Source organism: Leclercia adecarboxylata (assembly GCF_035787115.1).
Lineage (GTDB): Bacteria > Pseudomonadota > Gammaproteobacteria > Enterobacterales > Enterobacteriaceae > Enterobacter > Enterobacter adecarboxylatus_E.
In genome coordinates this window covers 12,925-36,044 of the sequence record NZ_JALKTL010000009.1, presented here as the reverse complement: position 1 = coordinate 36,044, position 23,120 = coordinate 12,925, and the positions used below count along the sequence as shown (strand labels likewise).

At 56.6% G+C, this 23,120-nt stretch carries 20 protein-coding genes; 8 read left to right on the top strand and 12 right to left on the bottom strand.

The features are described 5' to 3' along the window. The first annotated feature begins 95 nt into the window (after positions 1–95). From zapB to MXM41_RS21030, 3 genes are all read left to right on the top strand, one after another. Positions 96–335 (top strand): septal ring assembly protein ZapB, encoded by a 240-nt coding sequence (zapB, locus tag MXM41_RS21040; RefSeq protein WP_325934173.1) that lies wholly within the window; start codon positions 96–98, stop codon positions 333–335. Between the two features lie 91 nt (positions 336–426). Continuing rightward, positions 427–1,095, top strand: coding sequence for a hypothetical protein (locus tag MXM41_RS21035; RefSeq protein ID WP_325934172.1), 669 nt, complete (start codon positions 427–429; stop codon positions 1,093–1,095). Continuing rightward, positions 1,092–1,487, top strand: a complete 396-nt coding sequence (locus MXM41_RS21030) for a hypothetical protein (RefSeq protein WP_325934171.1) — start codon at positions 1,092–1,094, stop codon at positions 1,485–1,487. Before MXM41_RS21035 ends, MXM41_RS21030 begins: the two co-directional genes overlap by 4 nt. A gap of 38 nt (positions 1,488–1,525) precedes the next feature. Here the strand turns inward: MXM41_RS21030 and rraA are convergent, their stop codons facing one another. The 7 genes from rraA to priA all read right to left on the bottom strand — a co-directional run bounded on the left by rraA (position 1,526) and on the right by priA (position 9,495). Beyond that, complete coding sequence (gene rraA, locus MXM41_RS21025) at positions 1,526–2,011, bottom strand: ribonuclease E activity regulator RraA (RefSeq protein ID WP_325934169.1); 486 nt, start codon at positions 2,009–2,011, stop codon at positions 1,526–1,528. A 92-nt stretch (positions 2,012–2,103) separates the two neighbouring features. Then, complete coding sequence (menA, locus tag MXM41_RS21020; RefSeq protein ID WP_325934255.1) at positions 2,104–3,030, bottom strand: 1,4-dihydroxy-2-naphthoate polyprenyltransferase; 927 nt, start codon at positions 3,028–3,030, stop codon at positions 2,104–2,106. 62 nt (positions 3,031–3,092) lie between these two features. Continuing rightward, positions 3,093–4,424, bottom strand: coding sequence for an HslU--HslV peptidase ATPase subunit (gene hslU, locus MXM41_RS21015; protein ID WP_032615283.1), 1,332 nt, complete (start codon positions 4,422–4,424; stop codon positions 3,093–3,095). A 9-nt stretch (positions 4,425–4,433) separates the two neighbouring features. After that, the gene (gene hslV / locus MXM41_RS21010) at positions 4,434–4,964 is read right to left on the bottom strand and encodes an ATP-dependent protease subunit HslV (RefSeq protein ID WP_032615282.1); all 531 of its coding nucleotides are present in this window, start codon (positions 4,962–4,964) and stop codon (positions 4,434–4,436) included. 92 nt (positions 4,965–5,056) lie between these two features. Continuing rightward, the gene (ftsN, locus tag MXM41_RS21005; protein WP_325934168.1) at positions 5,057–6,046 is read right to left on the bottom strand and encodes a cell division protein FtsN; all 990 of its coding nucleotides are present in this window, start codon (positions 6,044–6,046) and stop codon (positions 5,057–5,059) included. A 93-nt stretch (positions 6,047–6,139) separates the two neighbouring features. Beyond that, the gene (gene cytR, locus MXM41_RS21000) at positions 6,140–7,165 is read right to left on the bottom strand and encodes a DNA-binding transcriptional regulator CytR (protein WP_325934167.1); all 1,026 of its coding nucleotides are present in this window, start codon (positions 7,163–7,165) and stop codon (positions 6,140–6,142) included. Between the two features lie 134 nt (positions 7,166–7,299). Next, positions 7,300–9,495: a primosomal protein N' gene (gene priA / locus MXM41_RS20995; protein WP_325934166.1), complete on the bottom strand. Its 2,196-nt coding sequence runs from the start codon at positions 9,493–9,495 to the stop codon at positions 7,300–7,302. 201 nt (positions 9,496–9,696) lie between these two features. Between priA and rpmE the strand changes: the two genes are divergently transcribed. Further along, positions 9,697–9,909 (top strand): 50S ribosomal protein L31, encoded by a 213-nt coding sequence (gene rpmE / locus MXM41_RS20990; RefSeq protein ID WP_103177500.1) that lies wholly within the window; start codon positions 9,697–9,699, stop codon positions 9,907–9,909. Between the two features lie 48 nt (positions 9,910–9,957). On the opposite strand, the gene metJ is transcribed toward rpmE, so the two are convergent. Beyond that, the gene (gene metJ, locus MXM41_RS20985) at positions 9,958–10,275 is read right to left on the bottom strand and encodes a met regulon transcriptional regulator MetJ (protein WP_015966498.1); all 318 of its coding nucleotides are present in this window, start codon (positions 10,273–10,275) and stop codon (positions 9,958–9,960) included. 278 nt (positions 10,276–10,553) lie between these two features. Here metJ and metB point away from each other — a divergent pair, with 278 nt between their 5' ends. The 4 genes from metB (at position 10,554) to katG (ending at position 17,567) form a co-directional block, all read left to right on the top strand. After that, complete coding sequence (metB, locus tag MXM41_RS20980; RefSeq protein ID WP_325934163.1) at positions 10,554–11,714, top strand: cystathionine gamma-synthase; 1,161 nt, start codon at positions 10,554–10,556, stop codon at positions 11,712–11,714. Positions 11,715–11,716: 2 nt separating this feature from the next. Further along, positions 11,717–14,149, top strand: a complete 2,433-nt coding sequence (locus MXM41_RS20975) for a bifunctional aspartate kinase/homoserine dehydrogenase II (protein ID WP_325934162.1) — start codon at positions 11,717–11,719, stop codon at positions 14,147–14,149. 211 nt (positions 14,150–14,360) lie between these two features. Beyond that, positions 14,361–15,251: a methylenetetrahydrofolate reductase gene (gene metF, locus MXM41_RS20970; RefSeq protein ID WP_325934161.1), complete on the top strand. Its 891-nt coding sequence runs from the start codon at positions 14,361–14,363 to the stop codon at positions 15,249–15,251. A 144-nt stretch (positions 15,252–15,395) separates the two neighbouring features. Continuing rightward, positions 15,396–17,567, top strand: coding sequence for a catalase/peroxidase HPI (gene katG, locus MXM41_RS20965; protein WP_325934160.1), 2,172 nt, complete (start codon positions 15,396–15,398; stop codon positions 17,565–17,567). A gap of 110 nt (positions 17,568–17,677) precedes the next feature. Here katG and gldA read toward each other — a convergent pair whose 3' ends face one another. The 4 genes from gldA to ppc form a co-directional block, all read right to left on the bottom strand. Beyond that, positions 17,678–18,781, bottom strand: coding sequence for a bifunctional L-1,2-propanediol dehydrogenase/glycerol dehydrogenase (gldA, locus tag MXM41_RS20960; protein WP_325934158.1), 1,104 nt, complete (start codon positions 18,779–18,781; stop codon positions 17,678–17,680). A gap of 13 nt (positions 18,782–18,794) precedes the next feature. After that, complete coding sequence (gene fsa, locus MXM41_RS20955; RefSeq protein WP_325934157.1) at positions 18,795–19,457, bottom strand: fructose-6-phosphate aldolase; 663 nt, start codon at positions 19,455–19,457, stop codon at positions 18,795–18,797. 128 nt (positions 19,458–19,585) lie between these two features. After that, complete coding sequence (locus MXM41_RS20950) at positions 19,586–20,356, bottom strand: AraC family transcriptional regulator (RefSeq protein WP_325934253.1); 771 nt, start codon at positions 20,354–20,356, stop codon at positions 19,586–19,588. 94 nt (positions 20,357–20,450) lie between these two features. Then, entirely contained in the window at positions 20,451–23,102 is a 2,652-nt protein-coding gene (ppc, locus tag MXM41_RS20945; RefSeq protein ID WP_325934155.1) for a phosphoenolpyruvate carboxylase, read from the bottom strand. Between the last annotated feature and the right edge of the window lie 18 nt (positions 23,103–23,120).

Below are 23,120 nucleotides of genomic sequence, written 5' to 3'. Positions count from 1 at the left end.
GCTGGACAGGGAGGGCGACGCTCCATACAATCGACACCAGGTGTTGTGCGCGTTTACGTCAAGCGTCGCCTTGCAAATTCAGGAGAGGTAGGATTATGTCGTTAGAAGTGTTTGAGAAACTGGAATCCAAAGTACAGCAGGCGATTGATACCATCACCCTGCTGCAGATGGAAATCGAAGAGCTGAAAGAAAAAAACAACGCGCTGTCGCAGGAAATTCAGACTGCTCAGCATGGTCGTGAAGAGCTGGAGCGTGAAAACCATCAGCTGCGCGAACAGCAGACCGGCTGGCAGGATCGTCTGCATGCCCTGCTCGGGCGCATGGAAGAAGTCTGATTCCGAATTATCAAAAAAGGCATCCATCAGGGTGCCTTTTTTGTTTAGGCAGGAATAATATCGCTCAACATGTTCTCACAGGGAATGCGAGATGACGAAACGAAGCGATATTATCGATAATTCTGACCGATATATTACCCTTAATACTCCATCAGGCCTTATTTATACAGAAAATCTGGGATGGATTGATTTAGGGCACGCAAATCCCTCCGGTGCTGAACGATTATGGCAACAAATGACGATGCCTGGCGGAGGAGGCGCTGACTGGTTTGAAATTCATTATCATCAAAGCATGTCCAGGAAAATCGCAGGAATAAATACCACAACCGGGATATACAGACATTTTTTAGTGCGGAGAGGCTTAAGCGATGAGGTTTTAAGAGGAGTCGCCTTATCCATTTTTATGAGTACTTCTCACAGCCTTGAATCCTTGCAGGGTTCCTGGCCCTATATTCTGATTACGGATAGCGGATATAGCGCAGAAGATTTGGTTTCTAATCTTTTTGGTTTTTGCCAGGCCGTGAACTATGCAGATTATACCCCTTTCCTGGACGTTTGTTCCAAAGAGAAGGCTTATCGCATCTGGGATTTCTATGGGCCTGTTGGACAATTTAAAAATAAAAGCGTACTTCCCTTACTGTTTCCAGACCCTGAACATAAGGGTATAAAAAATCAACCCTTTTCAGGATATCTTCCTGCATTTATGAGTTCTATTGAGCCGGTATCTGATCCTTACGTCGTCAGGGAGGTTCACATATGAAAATCAAATGCAGGCATGTCATCATCTTTCTGTTCGTTCTGGTGGCAGTGTTCTATTCCATGATAATGACCAGAATCTTTTCCGATGAATATTATAAACAAGACAATCTAATTCAATATTATTTACTAACGCCGAAACCACTCAGGGATGCACCCAGGATCACCGCGAACTGGTATTTCACGAATCAAACCGTTGAAGGGAGTGGCTTGCAGATCAGCACCCTCAATTTTACCGGTATTCAGAAGAGTGAAATTCAGAGAATGCGTGATCAGCTTGAAACCTGGATTGATAACTACCCGGATCGCCATGCGACGATGAGTATAGCTGTTGAGGAAAAGAAGGGCGTTTTTGAACTCCGCATCACTTATTACGATACGGATAATGATAATTAAAATAAAAGGCCATCTGCATACCAGATGGCCTTCTTTTATTACTCAATGTCCAGCGGATCTTCAGAGAGGATAATACCGGTATTATCGGCATAGAGATGGTCGCCGGAGAAGAACGTCACGCCACCGAAATTGACGCGCACGTCGCTTTCGCCAATGCCTTCACCTGCTGCGCCTACCGGAATGGCCGCAATTGCCTGAATGCCCAGGTCGAGCTCTTCGAGATCGTCCACCTGACGCACCGCGCCATAGACCACGATGCCTTCCCATTCGTTTTGCACGGCAAGACGGGCCAGCTCCGCATCAACTAACGCGCGACGCACGGAGCCACCACCGTCGATCAGCAGAATGCGCCCACGGCCGTTCTGTTCGAGCAGATCGTACAGCAACCCGTTATCCTCGAAACATTTCACCGTAATGATTTGTCCGCCAAACGACGACCGCCCACCAAAGTTGGAGAACAGCGGTTCAACGACGTTGACATCTTCCTGGTAGATGTCACAAAGCTCGGAGGTATCGTATTTCATAGGTTTAACGCTCTGTTGCTGCGAGTGATTTGAGTATATCGCGCGAAATGCATTGTTGGCAAAATCATCAATTGTTAATTGATATTTATCAGCTAACTTAGCGTCTGGCTGAGCACAATCCCTGACACGAACAACAGGTTAGTCAGCAGAGCCCCTTTTACCGTGCGTTCCAGCATTGGCGGCATGGCAGAGGCGTTCTGCTCACGCATGACATAGCGCGCCTGTTTGATCAGCAGCGGTGCGGCAAGGATAAACAACCAGCCCCACAGACTGTGCAGCGAAAGCAGGTTAAATAGCGCCAGGCAGAGCAGCGCCCCCATCAGCAGGCAGGCATGATAGCGACGCGCATTCACCGCCCCTAAACGAACCGCCAGCGTATTTTTACCGTTCTGACGATCGCTGTCGATATCGCGCAGGTTGTTAATATTGAGCACCGCCGTCGCCAGCAGACCGCAGGCGGTGGCCGGCAGGAACAGCGCAGGGATCAGGGTGTGCGCCTGCAAATACCAGCTGCCCATCACGCTCAGCCAGCCGAAGAAGACCAGTACGGAAATATCACCCAGACCAATATATCCGTAAGGGCGGGTGCCGACGGTATAGGTGATCGCCGCGACAATCGCCAGCAGACCAAGCACGAGGAAGCCGACTGCATCCGCCGGGGTTTTACAGGCCACCAGCACCAGCGCAATGCCTGAGAGGCAGATCAGCGCGACGGTAATAATCAGCGCCCGTTTCATCTCCTCCTGGGTGATAACCCCTTTCTGCATCCCGCGCAGGGGGCCGATGCGATCGGGCTTGTCGCTGCCCTTAACGGCATCGCCATAGTCGTTAGCAAGGTTAGAGAGGATTTGCAGCAGCCCGGCGGTTAGCAACGCCAGTGCAGCCACCAGCGGGTCGAAATGTCCCTGCCACCACGCCAGCGCCGTGCCGACAATAATGGCGGCGAAAGCGAGAGGTAACGTTTTAGGACGCAGGCTTTCCAGCCAGGCACGTGTACGGCTGATATCAGTCATAGTTATTTAGCCAATAAAAATGGGGCCTTTCAGCCCCATCGTTTGTGATGAAAATGCAATGAACGCGATTATAGGATAAAACGGCTCAGATCTTCATCTGCTACTAAAGCATCAAGATGCTTACTCACATAGTCTGCATCGATGGTAATGCTTTGACCATTCAGGTCGCTGGCATCATAAGAGATATCTTCCATCAGGCGTTCCAGCACGGTGTGCAGACGACGGGCGCCGATGTTTTCGGTGGTCTCGTTAACCTGCCACGCCGCCTGTGCAATACGCTTGATACCGTCTTCGGTGAACTCAATGTTCACCCCTTCGGTCGCCATCAGCGCTTTGTACTGTACGGTCACAGAAGCGTTTGGTTCGGTCAGGATGCGCTCGAAGTCTTCGGTGGTCAGCGCCTGCAGCTCAACGCGGATCGGCAGACGACCCTGCAGCTCCGGGATCAGGTCAGACGGCTTAGCAACCTGGAATGCCCCAGAGGCGATAAACAGAATATGGTCGGTTTTTACCATGCCGTGCTTGGTGGAAACGGTGCAGCCTTCAACCAGCGGCAGCAGGTCGCGCTGTACGCCTTCACGGGAGACGTCCGGGCCAGAAGATTCGCCGCGCTTACAGATTTTATCGATCTCATCGATAAACACGATACCGTGCTGTTCAACGGCGTCGATTGCGTCCTGCTTCAGCTCTTCCGGGTTCACCAGCTTGGCCGCTTCTTCTTCAATCAGCAGCTTCATCGCGTCTTTGATTTTCAGCTTGCGCGGCTTCTGCTTTTGTCCGCCCAGGTTCTGGAACATGGACTGCAGCTGGCTGGTCATCTCTTCCATGCCTGGCGGAGACATGATCTCCACGCCCATTGGCGCAGCGGCAAGATCGATCTCAATCTCTTTGTCATCCAGCTGGCCTTCACGCAGTTTTTTGCGGAACGCCTGGCGCGCAGCGGACGGCTCAGCAGGTTGTTCTGCCTGGCCCCAGTTGTTTTTCGCCGGTGGGATCAGCACATCCAGCACGCGCTCTTCCGCCATCTCTTCGGCGCGATAGCGGTTTTTCTCGATGGACTGGACGCGCACCATTTTAATTGCGGAGTCGGTCAGATCGCGGATGATAGAGTCTACTTCTTTCCCGACATAGCCCACTTCAGTGAACTTGGTCGCTTCGACTTTGATGAAGGGCGCGTTAGCCAGTTTGGCCAGGCGACGGGCGATTTCGGTTTTACCGACACCGGTCGGGCCGATCATCAGAATATTTTTTGGCGTCACTTCATGGCGCAGCATTTCATCCAGCTGCATACGACGCCAGCGGTTACGCAGGGCAATCGCCACAGAACGCTTGGCGTTATCCTGGCCGATAATGTGTTTGTTCAGTTCGCTGACAATTTCGCGTGGGGTCATTTCAGACATGAGAAATCCTTACGCCTTAGACGGCAATTCTTCGATGGTGTGGAAGTGGTTGGTGTAGATGCAGATATCACCTGCAATATCCAACGCCTTCACAGCGATATCGCGCGCGCCAAGGTCGGAGTTCTCCAACAGTGCGCGGGCAGCGGCCTGGGCGTATGGGCCGCCGGAACCGATAGCAATCAGGTCGTTTTCTGGCTGTACTACGTCACCGTTACCGGTGATGATCAGCGAGGCATTTTCATCCGCCACCGCCAGCAGTGCTTCCAGCTTGCGCAGCATACGGTCTGTACGCCAGTCTTTCGCCAGCTCAACGGCGGCTTTCACCAGATGGCCCTGATGCATTTCCAGTTTACGTTCAAACAGCTCGAACAGCGTGAAGGCGTCAGCGGTACCGCCCGCAAAACCGGCGATCACTTTGTCGTTATACAGACGACGCACTTTCTTCACGTTGCCTTTCATGACGGTATTACCCAGCGTGGCCTGGCCATCACCGGCAATCACCACCTGGCCGTTACGGCGTACACTTACTATTGTTGTCACGAGCAGACCCCCTGGTTACAAATTCGGAATAGAAGCCCCGAGCCAGTGCTCAGGGCTGAATAGAATGATAGATGGGGGGGATTTTGGGGGTTTCAACCCCCGGAGGCGAGTCGAATGCAGTTTGCGTGACCTGCCATCTTCAGACGGCTGATGGTGCCATCGGCATTATCTTTGCCTTTGACCGGGCCAATCACCACGCGATTCCAGCCGTTGTTGGTGGTGATACGCGAATCAAAGCCCTCAAACGCCAGCTGTGCCCGCACGGTTTCAGCCTGCTCTGCACCTTTAAAGGAGCCGCACTGAACCATCCAGCGACGTTCGTCTTTCTTCTCTGCCGTCTGTTTTGGCGCCTCGGTCTCTTTGGTGACCGGCGCGGCCTTTGGCTGCTGTGCGGTGGTATGAGCAGGCGTTTGCAGCAGATCCTGATAAGGCTGCGTGTTGGAATTTTGCTTCGCAGGCTGCGTCTTCGGCTGTTGAGCCGGTTGCGTCTGCGCGGTGCGCGGCTGCTGGTAAGGTTGTTCCGTTACCCGCGGCTGCGCTTTCTGCTGCTGTACCGGCTGAGTCTGCGTCCACTGCTGCTGTTGCTGCTGCTGGATTTGTTGCTGCGCCTGACGCTGACGTTGCAGCGTTTGCTGGCGCTGCGCCGCCGTTTGCTCATTCCACGGCACTTCGTTGAGCTGCGTAGGCTGCTGGCGCATATCGGCCTGCATCTGTGCCAGCAGCTGACGCTGTTCGTTGGTTAACTGGTTAGGGTCCATCACCTCGCCACCGGCAGAAGGCTCGGTAGGCGCACGCACGCCCGGCTGGCGGCTTTCAAGCTCTTTGATATAACGCCAGCGCTCTTCCGGCTTGGGAGGTAAACCATTGCCGACAACTTTATTGCCCTGCAGCGCTTCTGCTTCTTCTTTTTTATGGTGCGTAATGAACCAGAGGCCGCCGATGAATGCCACCAGCACCGCCGCCGCGATCGCCACCATTGCAGGCGAGACAGCGGGCATGCTGCGTTGCGGTTTCCGTGAGCTGCTCTTTTTGCGTCGCGAAGGTGCCGGCTGGCCGCGACGTACATAATCTCGTTGTGCCACTATCGTTTCGCTGTCGTTATTCGTTTGTCAGCCCGTCATGTTACTTAAGCGACGGGCCTTTGACCAGATGAGGACGTCTGAAAGGCGTTTACTTTAAGTTGGTGCCTGGGTTGAACCGCGAACAATCAATTCACAGTCCAGTAAACGGGAGCCGCTGCTGACCGTTTGCCCGTTTAGCTGATCCAGCAACAGCAGCATCGCTTCACGGCCAATATCGTAGCGCGGTTGCGCCACCGTAGAGAGCGGCGGATCGCAAAATTCAGACAGAGAAATATTATCAAAGCCAATAATCGAGAGGTCTTTTGGTACATTCAGGCCGCGCCGTTTGGCATATGAGAGCGCGCCCAGCGCCATGACGTCGCTGTGGCAGAACACCGCGGTAGGCGGTTGCGGCAGCGACAACAGCTTTTCCAGCGCCAGGCCGCCTGCGGCATAGGTAAAATCACCGCGGGCAATATAGTGCGGGTCCACCGTCGCCCCGGCGCGGCGCAGCGCCTGAACATAGCCCTGCAGGCGATAGTGGCACAGCGGCATCTCTTCCGGCCCGGCGATACAGCCGATGCGTTTATGGCCCAGCTCCTGCAGATAATTCACGGCGTTAAAGGCGGCGGTGAGGTTATCAATATGGACGGTAGGCAGTTCCAGCTCAGGAGCAAATTCGTTGGCCATTACCATCGGCGGCAGATTACGTTGCTCTTCGATGCTGGCATCGAAAGGCAGACGGGAGCCAAGCAGCAGCATACCGTCGATCTGCTTGGTAATAATCAGGTCGATGAAGGTCTTTTCCTGCTGGTTCTGGTGCGCGCAGTCGCCAATCAGTACCAGATAACCCTGGGCGGCGGCGGTCACTTCGATGCCGCGGATGATTTCGCTAAAAAAGGGATCGCAGATGTCGGGCACAATAACCAGAATGGTGCGGGATTCGTTGCGTTTGACGTTACGGCCCATGGCATGGGGCAGATAACCCACCTCCAGCGCAGCCTGCTCTACGCGATTACGCGTGTTCTGAGAGACTTTGTCGGGATTCATTAAGGCTCGGGATACCGTTGCCGTTGAGACTTTTGCTTTCAGGGCAACATCTTTCATGGTCGCCGAGGCAACCTCTTTCCTGGACTTCAACCTCTTCTCCTCGCAGGCGAATCACCGCTCTTCTGACTGAGTCAGTTTTATCAGATTGCGAATGGAAGCGGTTACAGAATTTTCATAAAAAGTGTGAGTGATGTTTAATTTTTCGATCCGTCTCCCACCATTTTTTAGCTTTCGATGGGATCAACGTCCAGCACCCATTTCACTTTACGCGCTTCCGGCAGGGTATTGATTAACGCCAGCGTGCCGCTGACGATATGCTGCAGACGGACCCGGGAAGGATGTTGCAGCAGAATTTGCCAGCGATAGCGTCCGCCGCGTTTGGGCGCTAAGGCCGGAACGGGGCCTAAAATCCACAGCTGATTATCCACCAGCGGGCTGGCCTGCAGCAGGTTGCGCAGCTGCTGGAGAAACAGCGGTGCCTGCTGGTTGTTGTGATCTTCGGCGCGGATAATCACATGGCTGGTCCAGGGTGGCAATTGCAGGGTCTGACGCTCCGCCAGCGCTTGTTCAGCAAAAGCGTCGTAACCTTTATGCAGCAAAGTTTGCAGGAGCGGATGCTCGGGATGGTGGGTCTGCAGCACCACCTCACCCTGTTTACCGGCGCGCCCGGCCCGGCCTGCCACCTGGGTATAGAGCTGGGCAAAGCGCTCCGCGGAGCGGAAATCAGCCGAGAAGAGGGCGCCGTCGACATCCAGCAGCGCTACCAGCGTTACGTCCGGGAAGTGATGCCCTTTTGCCAGCATCTGAGTGCCAATCAGTATACGCGCCCCGCCGCGATGCACCTCCGCCAGCTGCTGCTCGAGCGCCCCTTTGCGGCTGGTGGTGTCTCGGTCGATACGTGAGATGGGCACGTCGGGAAAGAAGGGGGCCAGCGCCTGCTCCAGCTGCTCGGTGCCCAGCCCGACCGGCACCATATGGGTAGAGCCGCATGAAGGGCACTGGCGCGGCACCGGACGCTGGCTGTCACAGTGGTGACAGCGCAAATGATGCTGGGCCTGATGCAGGGTGTAATAGTGATCGCAGCGCGGGCACTCGGCTATCCAGCCACAGTCGTGGCATAGCAGCGCCGGGGCAAAGCCGCGACGATTAAGAAACAGGATCACCTGATTGTTGGCCTGAAGATGCTGGCGCATGCGGGCGATCAACGCCGGGGCTAATCCCGCCTGTACCGGCTGGCCTTTCAGATCCAGCACGTGCTGCATGGCTGGACGGGCATTACCCGCCCGCCGCGTCAGGCGTAATAAATGGTATTTTCGCTGGCGCACATTATGCAGCGTCTCCAGCGCAGGGGTCGCGGAGCCAAGAATAATCGGGATCTGCTCGCTGTGGGCACGATAGACCGCCAGATCGCGGGCGTGATAGCGCCAGCCTTCCTGCTGCTTATAGGAGCTGTCGTGCTCCTCGTCGATGACGATGACGCCAAGGTTTTTAAAGGGCGTGAACAGGGACGAGCGGGTGCCAATCACGATCGCCGCCTCGCCATTTTTGGCTTTCAGCCAGGCGCTGAGGCGTTCGCTGTCGTTTAAACCGGAGTGCAGCACCTCGACCGGGGCGTTGAACCGTTCGCGAAAACGGGCGATGGTCTGCGGCGTCAGGCCGATTTCCGGCACCATCACCAACGCCTGTTTCCCCTGAGCCAGCACGTTTTCCAGCACGCTCAGATAGACCTCGGTCTTACCGGAACCGGTCACGCCCGCCAGCAGCCAGGCCGAGAAGCGATCGGACGCGCTGTGGATCGCTCCCACGGCGGTCGCCTGTTCGGTGTTGAGACGCAAACGGTCGCCCGCCACGCTAAAGCCGTCGCGCCAGTCGATAAGCGCCGGGGCTTCGCAGGCCAGATCGCTCAGCCCTTTTTTGCGTAAGCTCTGCAACGCCGCGTCGTTGAAATCGAGACTCTCAACCTGATGCCGCCAGATCCGGCCCTGGCGTAACGCCGCCAGGGCCTGCTGCTGTTTCGGGGAGCGTTTCAGGCTATTAATATCCACCGCCTGGCCCTGCTCGGTGGCAAACCAGTACCACATCGGCGCGTGGCTGGCGCTTTTGCCCTGGCGCAGCAGAATAGGTAAGGCATGAAACAGCACATCGCCAATGGGATGATGATAATAGTCGGCCGCCCACAGCAGCAGTCGCCAGACGCTGGAGGAGAAGACCGACTCGCTGTCCAGCACCTCGACCACGCTTTTCAGTTCACTGAGGGGCAGCTCGCTGTGCTGGCTGACGGAGACCACGATGCCCACCCGCTGCTGCTTGCCGAACGGCACATTCACGCGACAGCCCGCCTCAGCCTGCATGCCGTCCGGCAGCAGGTAGTCAAAGGTACGGGGAAGCGGAACGGGCAGGGCAACGTGAGCAACGGGCATCGAATCTTCCTGACTTGAAAAGTGGCGCGTTAGTATACACATTAGTGAAAGGCGGCGTGCGGATCAGTTTGCATACCCTGGTTAAATTCTGTATGATTCGCCGCCTTTGGTGCACTTTGCATCAAAGAACTTACATTCAACATCGCGTGGTGTCTGGCGTTAGGGCTGGAAGAGCGACGCGGCCTTAACTGAGGTTCTCCCATGAAAAAAGATATCCATCCTAAATACGAAATGATTACTGCAAACTGCTCTTGCGGTAACTCTATCCAGATCCGCTCCACCGTGGGTCACGATCTGAACCTGGACGTGTGCGGCCAGTGCCACCCGTTCTACACTGGTAAGCAGCGTGACGTTGCAACCGGTGGCCGTGTTGACCGCTTCAACAAGCGTTTCAGCATCCCGGGTTCCAAGTAAGTTTCCCGAAAAAAAAGCGCCGAAAGGCGCTTTTTTTGTATCTGTAAATCAGTATTCCCACGTCTCCGGGTCGATACCCAGCTCACGCATGATCACCTTCGCCTCTTCCGGAATTTCATCGCTACGCTCTTTGCGCAGGTCTTCATCGTTCGGCAACGGTTGACCGGTAAACGCGTGCAGGAACGCTTCGCACAGCAGTTCGCTGTTAGTAGCGTGACGCAGGTTATTCACCTGACGACGCGTGCGTTCATCGGTGAGGATCTTTAACACCTTCAGAGGAATGGAAACCGTAATTTTTTTTACTTGTTCACTCTTCTTACCGTGCTCAGCGTATGGGCTGATATATTCGCCGCTCCATTCAGCCATGAGATACCTTTAATCCTCTCTGTCATTAATATGAGGCCGACACCGCAGCGATGCGCAGGGTTTCGAGCCATAATCGCGCGTAGTTTACCGTAGAGACGCCGTTGTGACACGGATATTGCCTTTGTGGTATGCGCTAAAGCATATAATTTTAACGGCTATTTGCGCATTGCTCAATCTATACGCAAAGAAGTTTAGATGTCCAGATGTATTGACGTCCATATAATCAATGTTTACTCTGATGCCTGACTTTTCATCCATTAAGCCAGGAAGCCTTCACCATGACGCGTAAACAGGCCACCATCGCAGTGCGTAGCGGATTGAATGATGACGAACAGTACGGCTGCGTTGTCCCGCCGATTCATCTCTCCAGTACCTATAACTTCACCGGCTTTAATGAACCTCGCGCCCATGACTATTCGCGCCGAGGCAATCCTACGCGTGACGTCACCCAGCGCGCGCTGGCGGAACTGGAAGGTGGCGCAGGTGCGGTAATGACCAATACCGGCATGTCGGCTATTCATCTGGTGACCACGGTGTTCCTGAAACCCGGCGATCTGCTGGTGGCCCCGCACGACTGTTACGGTGGCAGCTACCGTCTGCTTGACAGCCTGGCGAAGCGCGGCTGCTATCGCGTGCTGTTTGTCGATCAGGGTGATGAGCAGGCGCTGAAACAGGCGCTGGCAGAAAAACCAAAGCTGGTATTAATCGAAAGTCCAAGCAATCCGCTGCTGCGCGTCGTAGACATTGCAAAAATTTGTCAGCTTTCGAGGGATGCGGGAGCGATAAGTGTAGTGGATAATACCTTCCTCAGCCCGGCGCTACAGAACCCGCTGGCGCTGGGAGCAGACCTGGTATTGCATTCATGCACCAAATATTTGAACGGCCACTCGGACGTGGTTGCCGGGGTGGTGATTGCGAAAGATCCGGAGGTTGTCACCGAACTGGCATGGTGGGCGAATAATATCGGCGTCACCGGCAGCGCGTTCGACAGCTACCTGCTGCTGCGTGGTCTGCGCACCCTGTCGCCGCGTATGGATGTGGCGCAGCGTAATGCCCAGGCGATTGTTGATTTCCTGAAGACCCAGCCGCTGGTGAAAAAGCTGTATCACCCGTCGCTCCCGGAGAATCAGGGACACGAGATTGCGGCGCGTCAACAAAAGGGATTTGGCGCGATGTTAAGTTTCGAACTGGATGGCGATGAGCAGACGCTGCGTCGCTTCCTCAGCGGGCTGTCACTGTTTACGCTGGCGGAATCCTTAGGTGGGGTTGAAAGCTTGATCTCCCACGCCGCCACCATGACGCACGCAGGCATGGCGCCAGAAGCGCGTGCCGCCGCCGGGATTTCGGAGACGCTGTTGCGTATCTCAACCGGTATTGAAGATTGTGAAGATTTAATTGCCGATCTGGAAAATGGCTTCCGGGTCGCAGCCAAGGGGTAAACATGAGTGTGATAGCGCAGGCAGGGGCGAAGGGTCGCCAGCTGCACAAGTTTGGTGGTAGTAGTCTTGCCGATGTGAAATGTTACCTGCGGGTCGCGGGGATCATGGCAGAGTATTCGATGCCGGGGGACATGATGGTTGTCTCTGCGGCGGGCAGCACCACCAACCAGTTGATTAGCTGGCTGAAGTTAAGCCAGACCGATCGTCTCTCTGCGCATCAGGTTCAGCAAGCGTTACGCCGTTATCAGAGTGAATTGATTGCCGGTTTACTGCCTGCCGACGTGGCCGATGGCCTGATTAGCACCTTTATCCACGATCTGGAACATCTGGCCACGTTACTTGACAGCGGCGTGACCGATGCGGTCTACGCAGAGGTGGTGGGCCACGGCGAAGTGTGGTCTGCCCGTCTGATGGCAGCCGTCCTGCAACAGCAGGGGCTGGAAGCCGCATGGCTGGACGCGCGTGACTTCCTGCGCGCCGAACGCGGTGCCCAGCCGCAGGTGGATGAAGGCCTCTCTTATCCACTGCTCCAGCAGCTGCTGGTGCAGCATCCGAATAAACGCATTGTTGTGACCGGCTTTATCAGCCGCAGCAACGCAGGTGAAACCGTACTGCTGGGACGTAACGGCTCCGACTACTCCGCAACGCAAATCGGTGCCCTGGCGGGCGTTTCTCGCGTCACCATCTGGAGCGACGTGGCCGGCGTCTATAGCGCCGACCCGCGCAAGGTTAAAGATGCGTGCCTGCTGCCGCTGCTGCGTCTCGACGAAGCCAGCGAGCTGGCCCGTCTGGCGGCGCCGGTTCTCCACGCCCGTACCCTGCAGCCGGTTTCCGGCAGCGATATTGACCTGCAGTTGCGCTGTAGCTATACGCCGGATCAGGGGTCGACCCGTATCGAGCGCGTGCTGGCCTCCGGCACGGGGGCGCGTATCGTCACCAGCCATGACGATATCTGCCTGATCGAGTTCCTCGTTCCCGCCGGGCTGGATTTCAGGCAGGCGCATAAAGAGATTGATCTGATCCTTAAGCGCGCCCAGGTGCGCCCGCTGGCCGTGGGTGTGCATACTGACCGACATTTGCTGCAGTTCTGCTACACCGCAGAAGTGGCCGACAGCGCGCTGAAGATTCTGGATGAGGCGGGTCTGCCGGGCGAGCTTCGTCTGCGCCAGGGGCTGGCGCTTATCGCGATGGTGGGTGCGGGCGTCACCCGTAACCCGCTGCACTGCCACCGCTTCTGGCAGCAGCTGAAAGGCCAGCCGGTGGAGTTTACCTGGCAGTCAGAAGAGGGCATCAGCCTGGTGGCGGTGATGCGCGCCGGGCCAACGGAGAGCCTGATCCAGGGTCTGCATCAGTCGCTGTTCCGCGCCGAAAAACGTATCGGCCTGATGCTGTTTGGCAAAGGCAATATCGGTTCCCGCTGGCTGGAGCTGTTTGCCCGCGAACAGACCACGCTCTCAGCGCGTACCGGCTTTGAATTTGTGCTGGCTGGCGTGGTGGATAGCCGCCGCAGCCTGCTCAATTACGAAGGGCTGGACGCCAGCCGTGCGCTGGCCTTTTTCAACGATGAAGCCGTCGAACAGGATGAGGAGTCGCTGTTCCTGTGGATGCGTGCCCATCCGTATGACGATCTGGTGGTGCTGGATGTTACCGCCAGCGAGCAGCTGGCCGATCAGTATCTTGATTTCGCCAGCCACGGTTTCCATGTGATCAGCGCCAATAAACTGGCGGGCGCCAGCAATACCCGCAACTATCGTCAAATTCACGACGCGTTTGAAAAAACGGGTCGTCAATGGCTCTACAACGCCACCGTCGGTGCTGGTCTGCCGGTGAACCACACCGTGCGCGATCTGATCGAAAGCGGCGACAGTATTCTGGCGATCAGCGGTATCTTCTCCGGCACCCTGTCCTGGCTGTTCCTGCAGTTTGATGGCACTGTTCCCTTCACCGACCTGGTGGATCAGGCGTGGCAGCAGGGGCTGACCGAGCCGGATCCGCGCGTTGACCTTTCAGGGAAAGACGTAATGCGTAAGCTGGTAATCCTGGCGCGTGAAGCGGGCTATGACATCGAGCCGGGTCAGGTGCGCGTCGAGTCGCTGGTGCCGGCAGGTTGCGAAGAGGGGTCTGTCGATCACTTCTTCGAGAACGGTGACGCGCTGAACGAGCAGATGCTACAGCGTCTGGAAGCGGCCCGCGAAATGGGTCTGGTGCTGCGCTATGTGGCGCGTTTTGATGCCAACGGCAAAGCGCGCGTTGGCGTTGAGGCCGTACGTCCGGAACATCCGCTGGCGGCACTCCTGCCGTGTGATAACGTCTTTGCCATTGAAAGCCGCTGGTATCGCGATAATCCGCTGGTGATCCGCGGTCCAGGGGCGGGCCGCGACGTGACCGCCGGAGCGATCCAGTCAGATATCAACCGTCTGGCGCAGCTGCTGTAACTTCCCCTCAGCCATTCCCTCTCCCCAAAAGGGCGAGGGAATAGTCGTCCCCATCCTGAACTTATTTCACCTTCCCTGAACATTCCTCACCGTTAATGATGATATTTTCAGTTGACGCCAGTCCGCTTTTCCGTCATTTTTACATCTGGACGTCTAAACGTATAGAAGTTCGAACACAACAAACAACGACACGCGATTGATGAGGTAAGGTATGAGCTTTTTTCACGCCAACCAGCGGGAAGCCCTGAATCAGAGCCTGGCAGAAGTAAACGGCCAGATTAACGTCTCTTTTGAATTTTTCCCGCCGCGCACCAGTGAAATGGAGCAGACCTTGTGGGCCTCTATCGATCGCCTGAGCAGCCTGAAACCTAAGTTTGTCTCCGTGACCTACGGTGCCAACTCCGGCGAGCGCGACCGCACGCACAGCATCATCAAGGGCATTAAGGATCGTACCGGTCTGGAAGCTGCGCCGCATCTGACCTGTATTGATGCCACCCGTGATGAGCTGCGCACCATCGCCCAGGATTACTGGAACAACGGTATCCGTCATATCGTGGCCCTGCGTGGCGACCTGCCGCCAGGCAGCGGTAAGCCGGAGATGTACGCCACCGATCTGGTTGGCCTGCTGAAAGAGGTCGGTGACTTCGATATTTCCGTCGCGGCGTACCCGGAAGTTCATCCAGAAGCGAAAAGCGCCCAGGCGGATCTGCTCAACCTGAAGCGCAAAGTGGATGCGGGTGCGAACCGCGCCATCACCCAGTTCTTCTTTGATGTCGAGAGCTATCTGCGCTTCCGCGACCGCTGCGTCTCCGCAGGTATCGACGTTGAAATTATTCCGGGCATTCTGCCGGTCTCTAACTTCAAACAGGCGAAAAAATTTGCCGACATGACCAACGTGCGCATCCCGCACTGGATGGCGAAGATGTATGAAGGCCTGGACGATGACGCCGAAACCCGCAAGCTGGTAGGCGCCAGTATCGCCATGGACATGGTGAAGATTTTAAGCCGCGAAGGGGTAAAAGATTTCCATTTTTATACCCTCAACCGTGCCGAAATGAGCTACGCGATCTGCCATACCCTGGGGGTTCGCCCGGGTCTGTAAAGTCAAAGCCCTCAAAAGTGTGAGGGCTTTTATATTTCAGATAGATAACAACGGAATTAACTATCAAATCTGTGGATGGTTTCAATTATCTCTTGTTCCCGGTGGTGTATATCCTAACGATAAAACCATAAGGGGAGCAGAGCGATGAGTACGTCCGACGAGAACCAGAATTCAGGTAAGTGCCCTTTCCATCAGGGCAGTTATGACAAGAGTGCGGGTGCCGGCACAAATAGCCGGGACTGGTGGCCCAAACAGCTTCGTATCGACCTTCTTAATCAGCATTCCGAACGTTCCAATCCGCTAGGTAAAGATTTCAATTACCGTAAAGAATTCAGCAAATTAGATTATTCTGCTCTGAAAGGCGATCTGAAGGCTCTGCTGACAGACTCGCAGCCGTGGTGGCCTGCGGACTGGGGCAGCTATGCCGGTCTGTTCATTCGTATGGCGTGGCACGGCGCGGGCACCTATCGCTCTGTGGATGGGCGCGGCGGCGCGGGGCGTGGCCAGCAGCGTTTCTCTCCGCTCAACTCCTGGCCCGATAACGTCAGCCTCGATAAGGCGCGTCGTCTGCTGTGGCCGATCAAACAAAAATATGGCCAGAAAATTTCCTGGGCTGATCTGTTTATTCTCGCCGGTAACGTGGCGCTGGAAAACTCCGGCTTCAGAACCTTTGGCTTTGGTGCCGGTCGTGAAGACGTGTGGGAGCCGGATCTCGACGTTAACTGGGGCGATGAAAAAGCCTGGCTTGAGCATCGTCACCCGGAAAGCCTGGCGAAAAGCGCCGTTGGCGCCACCGAGATGGGGCTAATCTACGTAAACCCTGAAGGACCAAACGCCAGCGGCGAGCCGCTGTCGGCGGCGGCGGCTATCCGTGCCACCTTTGGCAATATGGGGATGAACGATGAAGAGACCGTCGCGCTGATCGCAGGCGGCCACACGCTGGGCAAAACTCACGGCGCAGGGGAAGCCAGCCACGTAGGTGTCGATCCGGAAGGCGGCGCGCTTGAGGCTCAGGGCCTGGGCTGGGCCAGCACCCACGGTACCGGTATCGGGGCAGACGCCATTACCTCCGGCCTGGAAGTGATCTGGTCGCAGACGCCGACCCAGTGGAGCAACTACTTCTTTGAGAACCTTTATAAATATGACTGGGTGCAAACCCGCAGCCCGGCCGGGGCGATTCAGTTTGAAGCGGTGAATGCGCCGGAAATCATGCCCGATCCGTTCGACCCGTCAAAAAAACGTAAGCCGACCATGCTGGTGACCGACCTGACGCTGCGTTTCGATCCAGAGTTCGACAAGATCTCCCGTCGCTTCCTGAACGATCCCCAGGCCTTTAACGAAGCCTTCGCCCGGGCGTGGTTCAAGCTGACCCACCGTGATATGGGACCGATTTCCCGCTATATCGGACCAGAAGTGCCGAAAGAAGAGCTTATCTGGCAGGATCCTCTGCCGCAGCCGTTCTTCCACCCGAGCGCTGAAGATATCCAGAGCCTGAAAGATGACATTGCGGCTTCCGGGCTGTCGGTCAGTGAGCTGGTGTCGGTGGCATGGGCGTCGGCTTCCACCTTCCGCGGTGGCGATAAGCGTGGCGGGGCCAACGGCGCACGTCTGGCGCTGGCGCCGCAGCGCAGCTGGGATGTCAACGCCGTAGCCGCGCGCGTGCTGCCGGTGCTGGAAGGCATTTATAAATCGGCGCATAAAGCGTCGCTGGCCGACATCATCGTGCTGGCCGGTGTGGTGGGCGTCGAACAGGCGGCGAAGGCTGCTGGCTTCAGCATCACCGTACCCTTTACGCCGGGCCGCGTTGACGCGCGTCAGGATCAGACCGATATCGGAATGTTTACTCTCCTGCAGCCGGTGGCTGATGGTTTCCGTAACTACCGTGCGGCTATCGACGTGTCGACCACTGAGTCGTTACTGATTGATAAAGCGCAGCAGCTGACGCTGACCGCGCCAGAGATGACGGTATTGCTGGGCGGGCTGCGTGTGCTGGGCGCTAACTTCGATGGTGGTAAGAGCGGCGTCTTTACCGATCGCGTGGGCGTACTCAGTACTGACTTCTTCGTCAATCTGCTGGATATGGGCACGCAGTGGAAAGCCACCGATGAATCCAGCGAACTGTTTGAAGGCCGCGACCGCGTGAGCGGCGAAGTGAAATACCTGGCGAGCCGTGCTGACCTGGTCTTTGGCTCTAACTCCGTGCTGCGTGCGCTGGCTGAGGTTTACGCCAGCAGCGATGCCCACGAGAAGTTCGTGAACGACTTTGTCGCGGCATGGGTGAAAGTGATGAACCTCGACCGGTTTGATCTGCTGTAAACAGAAAATCCCCGCTCCGGCGGGGATTTTTTTGCCGGATGGCGGCTTCGCCTGATCCGGTCTACGAATTTTGCAGGCCCGTGCAAACGCAGCGCCGCCGGGCTAGACGGCTACTCCCACTCCTGCAAAAAGCGCCGTCCATACTGGTCGGCTACCAGCAAGGCGGCATACACCTGGTCCGGCGTTGTACCGCCCGGCATGTTATGGATCGTTTCCTCTTTCGCACAGGCTGCGGTTGCCACCAGACGCATTTTGGCGGGAATATCCGTGGTGATATCCAGCTGCGCCAGCGTGATGGGCAACTCTACGCTGTGGCAGAGTGCTGCAACGGTTTCTATCTCTTCAACCGGGGCATTCTCCAGCACCAGCTGGGTCAGCGTGCCAAACGCCACTTTTTCGCCATGATAGTAATGATGGGCATCCGGGATGGCGGTCAGACCGTTGTGAATGGCGTGCGCCGCCGCCAGCCCACCGCTTTCAAAACCGACGCCGCTCAGGTAAGTGTTGGCTTCAATCACCCGCTCAAGGGCAGGGGTCACCACATGCTGTTCCGCCGCCAGCATCGCTTTTTCACCCTCTTCAATCAGGGTGTTGTAGCACAGTTCGGCCAGCGCCAGCGCGGCCTGAGTACATTTGCCGCCTGCCATTGTGATGGCGCCGCTGCGCGAGCAGGCTCGGGCTTCAAACCAGGTTGCCAGCGCATCGCCAATCCCGGCAGCCAGCAGACGTGCAGGGGCACCAGCCACCACTTTGGTATCCACAATCACGATGTTCGGGTTATGCGGTAGCATCAGATAGCGATCGAATTCGCCGCTGTCGGTGTAGATGACGGACAGCGCGCTGCAGGGCGCATCGGTAGAGGCAATGGTCGGCGCGATGGCGACCGGGACATCCATAAAATGCGCCAGCGCTTTTGCCGTATCCAGCGTCTTACCGCCGCCGATGCCGAGGATCGCCTGGCAATCAGCATTTTTCGCCAGCTCACGTAAACGGTCGATCTCGCTTTGCGAGCATTCACCGCCGAAGGGGGCAATTTCGACATAGAGTTCAGCCTGTCTGAAGCTCTGGCGCAGCGTCTCTTCGGCAAAACCCAGCACAAACTTATCGCCCACAATCAGCCAGCGTGCCGCCAATGGCTTAAGATAATCACCGAGGCGGGTCAGGACATCGGCACCCTGAATGTACTTACCGGGTGATTGAATAATACGGTCCATAGCATGTCTCCTTTTAGAGGTAGAGGTTACCAAACGCGGTATTCCAGTCTTGCTCGAACTTCTCTATGGCTGACTCTACCGCCGGGGTATTGAGCATTTGTTGCGCGACATCAGTCGGCAGCGTGATCGCTTCACATCCGGCGAGCAGGCAGTCCAGCGCCTGACGCGGGGTTTTGAAGCTGGCGGCCAGCACTATGCTGTCTGGCGCGTGCAGTTCCAGCAGGCTTTGTAGCTCCTGCACCGTGCGGATCCCGTCTCCGCCCTGGGCGTCCACGCGATTGACGTAGGGCGCAACATACTTCGCACCTGCCAGCGCGGCCAGCAAACCCTGCGCCGCGCTGTAAACTGCCGTGCCGAGGGTGGTAATGCCTTCTTTTTTAAGAGTTTTGATGGCAATAAGCCCTTGAGCTGTCACCGGGACTTTGACCACAAGACCGGGGATAGCCCTGCTCAGCTGTCTGGCCTCGGCGATCATACCCGGTGCATCGCGGCTCATGGTCTGGGCAAACAGAATGCCGTCCGGACCGACCGCTTTTTGCAGGCGCGGCAGCACGTCCCATATGGATTCGCCGTTGGCGGCAATAATGCTCGGGTTGGTGGTCACGCCGGCAATGGGAAAGATGCAGGCAAGACGTTCAACGTCCGCCACGTTGGCGGTATCCAGATACAGTTCCATTATTTTTCCTTAAGTCAGCGGGGCTGAATTAAGGATACGGCGGGCCTGATAGCGGGAGCCAGAGGTCAATTTTGCCAAATACTGGACAAATGTAAGGTCCTTAGCGAAGTGAGAGGACGATCACAATGCTAGGTTTTGGCAGTAAGCTGGCTGTGATACTGGCGGCGATATTCTGAGGGAGAACGCTCGGTGTGCTTGCGAAACAGGCGGCAGAAGTAGTTACTGTCCGTAAAACCGCAGTGCGCGGCAATATCTTTGATTTTCAGATCGTAGCCTTTGAGCAACTGCCGGGCATGCTCGAGACGGGTTGTGGTCAGGAATTCATTGAATCCCACGCTGCCGGTTTTTTGAAAAAGATGCGAAAGGTAGTTCGGTGAAATGTAAAACGCCTGCGCCACCGACTCGCGGGTAAGGGCTGAGGCATGGTGTTCTTCGATGTAACTTCGAATGGCTTCAAACAGCGCCCGGCTGCGCGAGGCCGTATGAATATCGCTGCTCAGCAGGTCGCGGCAGTGGCTTAGCAGGCTCAATATCACCAGTCTGGCCGTGACCTGCTCATCAGGCTGCATTTGTAGCTCCGCAAGGGTTTGCAGAAGAAAGGCACCCGTTCTCGGCCCGCGTCTGGCGACCTGCTGCTGGAGCAAAACGGTGTTGTCACGCTGGAGCTGGAGAGTCAGCTGCTGCTTACCGAAACTCAGGCTGAGCAAGGTGGCGGAATGAATGGGATTAGTAAACCCGACGGAAGAAAAGATCGCGTCATGCGTTTCGCCATCAAGAACAATGGCAAGACGAGGAGAAGCGTTGGGGATCCGTTCGGCCGAAGGCGCAAACTGGACCTGGCCCAGCGGCGGCGAACCCTTAATCAGATCGGTCAGGATTGCGGTGATATCGTGGTGCATAGTGGTGGTATCGAAATTTGCCGGGTGGCGCTTACGCTTACCCGGCCTACGATAAGCAGGCCGTGCAAGCGCAGCGCCGCCGGGCATAAAAGCCTTAACCGGTGTTACGCATCCCCGCCGCAACGCCCGCGATGGTCACCATCAGCGCTTGCTCCACGCGCGGATCTGGCTCCTGGCCCTCTTCTTCTGCTTTACGTGAGCGGTGCAGCAGCTCAGCCTGCAGAACGTTCAGCGGGTCAGTGTAGATGTTACGTAGCTGGATAGACTCCGCAATCCACGGCAGATCGGCCATCAGGTGGGAATCGTTGGCGATATCCAGCACCACTTTGATGTCGCCTTCAAGCAGCTCGCGCAGCTCTTTACCCAGCGCCCACAGCTCAGGTTTTACCAGACGCTGATCGTAGTATTCCGCCAGCCACAGGTCGACTTTCGAGAACACCATCTCCAGCATCCCCAGACGGGTGGAGAAGAACGGCCAGTCGCGGCACATGGCCTCCAGCTCGCTCTGCTTACCGTCGTCCACCACTTTTTGCAGAGCGGCACCGGCACCCAGCCAGGCCGGCAGCATCAGGCGGTTTTGCGTCCAGGCGAAGATCCACGGAATCGCACGCAGAGATTCAACACCACCGGTCGGGCGACGTTTTGCCGGACGAGAACCGAGCGGCAGTTTGCCCAGCTCCTGCTCTGGCGTTGCCGAGCGGAAGTAAGGGACAAAGTCTTTGTTCTCACGCACGTAGCCGCGGTACAGATCGCAGGAGATATCTGACAGCTCATCCATAATATGGCACCAGGCCTCTTTCGGCTCCGGCGGCGGCAGCAGGTTAGCTTCCAGAATGGCACTGGTGTACAGCGACAGGCTGCTGATGGTCACTTCCGGCAGACCGTATTTGAAGCGGATCATCTCGCCCTGCTCGGTCACACGCAGTCCGCCTTTCAGGCTGCCCGGCGGCTGGGAAAGCAGCGCCGCATGAGCAGGCGCGCCGCCACGACCGATAGAACCGCCGCGTCCGTGGAACAGCGTCAGCTCAATACCCGCTTTCTCGCAGGTCTTGATCAGTGCGTCCTGCGCCTGATACTGCGCCCAGGATGCTGCCATTACGCCCGCATCTTTTGCGGAGTCGGAATAGCCAATCATCACCATCTGCTTGCCCTGAATAAAGCCGCGATACCAGTCGATGTTCAGCAGTTGGGTCATTACGTCGTTGGCGTTGTTCAGGTCATCAAGGGTTTCGAACAGCGGCGCCACCGGCAGGGCGTAGTCGATGCCGGCCTCTTTCAGCAGCAGATGAACGCCCAGCACGTCAGATGGGGTCTTCGCCATGGAGATCACATAGGCAGCCACCGATCCTTTTGGTGCATCAACGATCGCTTTGCAGGTGTTAAGCACTTCGCGGGTTTCGTTGCTTGGCTCCCAGTTGCGCGGCAGCAGGGGACGTTTGGAGTTCAGCTCGCGGATCAGGAAGGCCTGTTTGTCGGCTTCTGACCAGCTTTCATAGTCGCCGATACCGAGATAGCGGGTCAGCTCGCCCAGCGCTTCGGTGTGACGGGTGCTTTCCTGACGCACATCGATACGCACCAGCGGCACGCCAAAACACTTCACGCGGCGCAGGGTGTCGAGCAGCTCGCCGTTGGCGATGATACCCATGCCGCAGGCCTGCAGCGATTTATAACAGGCATACAGCGGATCCCAGAGCTGCTCGTTCTGGCTCAGCAGGCCTTCCGGCTTCGGCAAACGCTGGCCTTTCAGGCGCGCTTCCAGCCAGGCCTGGGTCGCCAGCAGCTGGCCGCGCAGTTTTTTCATCAGATAACGGTACGGCTCGCTGGCGCCTTCTTCACCGGCCAGCTCGCGCAGTTCTGGTGTGGCTTCAACCATCGACAGCTCAGAGATGAGCACCTGAATATCTTTCAGGAACAGATCGGTGGCTTTCCAGCGGCTCAGCAGCAGCACGTGGCGAGTGATGTCGGCGGTCACGTTCGGGTTGCCGTCGCGGTCGCCGCCCATCCAGGAGGTGAAACGCACCGGCACAAAATCCACCGGCAGGCGGTAGCCGAGGTTCTCTTCCAGCTGTTCATTCAGCTCGCGCAGGTAGTTTGGCACCCCTTCCCACAGGCTGTTTTCCACCACCGCAAAGCCCCACTTGGCTTCATCAACCGGGCTTGGGCGGTGCTTACGAATTTCATCGGTATGCCAGGATTGCGCAATAAGCTGGCGCAGACGGCGCATCAGCTGGTTACGCTCGTAGTTAACGATCTCTTTGTTATCCAGCTGCTTCAGGCAGTTGTTTACTTCCACCATTTTGTGGATCAGGGTACGGCGGGTGATTTCGGTTGGGTGGGCGGTAAGCACCAGCTCCAGCGACAGGGACTCGACGGCCTTTTTGATAGTGGCTTCGTTAAGATCGGGTTGGTCCTTGAGTTTTCTGAGCGTGCGGGCAATCACTTCCGGGTTGCTTGCCGCTTCGCCATTCGGCGAAATGCTGTGGTACTGCTCGGCAGTGTTCGCCAGGTTCAGGAACTGGCTGAAGGCACGGGCAACAGGGAGCAGTTCGTCACTGGAGAGGTTCTGCAGGGTGGTGAGCAGCTCCTGACGATTGGCTTCGTTACCGGCACGGGAAGATTTGGACAGCTTACGGATTGTTTCAACGCGATCGAGAATGTTCTCGCCCAACGCATCCTTGATGGTATCTCCCAGCACCTTGCCGAGCATACTGACATTACTACGCAACGCGGAATATTGTTCGTTCATAAAAACCCAGTCACCCCA

What these genes read in the sequence shown, in the direction of transcription:
- zapB (WP_325934173.1), top strand. Translation starts at nt 96, where the DNA reads ATGTCGTTAGAAGTGTTTGAGAAACTGGAATCCAAAGTACAGCAGGCG.
- MXM41_RS21035 (WP_325934172.1), top strand. Translation starts at nt 427, where the DNA reads ATGACGAAACGAAGCGATATTATCGATAATTCTGACCGATATATTACC.
- MXM41_RS21030 (WP_325934171.1), top strand. Translation starts at nt 1,092, where the DNA reads ATGAAAATCAAATGCAGGCATGTCATCATCTTTCTGTTCGTTCTGGTG.
- rraA (WP_325934169.1), bottom strand. Translation starts at nt 2,011, where the DNA reads ATGAAATACGATACCTCCGAGCTTTGTGACATCTACCAGGAAGATGTC.
- hslU (WP_032615283.1), bottom strand. Translation starts at nt 4,424, where the DNA reads ATGTCTGAAATGACCCCACGCGAAATTGTCAGCGAACTGAACAAACAC.
- priA (WP_325934166.1), bottom strand. Translation starts at nt 9,495, where the DNA reads ATGCCCGTTGCTCACGTTGCCCTGCCCGTTCCGCTTCCCCGTACCTTT.
- rpmE (WP_103177500.1), top strand. Translation starts at nt 9,697, where the DNA reads ATGAAAAAAGATATCCATCCTAAATACGAAATGATTACTGCAAACTGC.
- metJ (WP_015966498.1), bottom strand. Translation starts at nt 10,275, where the DNA reads ATGGCTGAATGGAGCGGCGAATATATCAGCCCATACGCTGAGCACGGT.
- metB (WP_325934163.1), top strand. Translation starts at nt 10,554, where the DNA reads ATGACGCGTAAACAGGCCACCATCGCAGTGCGTAGCGGATTGAATGAT.
- MXM41_RS20975 (WP_325934162.1), top strand. Translation starts at nt 11,717, where the DNA reads ATGAGTGTGATAGCGCAGGCAGGGGCGAAGGGTCGCCAGCTGCACAAG.
- metF (WP_325934161.1), top strand. Translation starts at nt 14,361, where the DNA reads ATGAGCTTTTTTCACGCCAACCAGCGGGAAGCCCTGAATCAGAGCCTG.
- katG (WP_325934160.1), top strand. Translation starts at nt 15,396, where the DNA reads ATGAGTACGTCCGACGAGAACCAGAATTCAGGTAAGTGCCCTTTCCAT.
- gldA (WP_325934158.1), bottom strand. Translation starts at nt 18,781, where the DNA reads ATGGACCGTATTATTCAATCACCCGGTAAGTACATTCAGGGTGCCGAT.
- fsa (WP_325934157.1), bottom strand. Translation starts at nt 19,457, where the DNA reads ATGGAACTGTATCTGGATACCGCCAACGTGGCGGACGTTGAACGTCTT.
- MXM41_RS20950 (WP_325934253.1), bottom strand. Translation starts at nt 20,356, where the DNA reads ATGCACCACGATATCACCGCAATCCTGACCGATCTGATTAAGGGTTCG.
- ppc (WP_325934155.1), bottom strand. Translation starts at nt 23,102, where the DNA reads ATGAACGAACAATATTCCGCGTTGCGTAGTAATGTCAGTATGCTCGGC.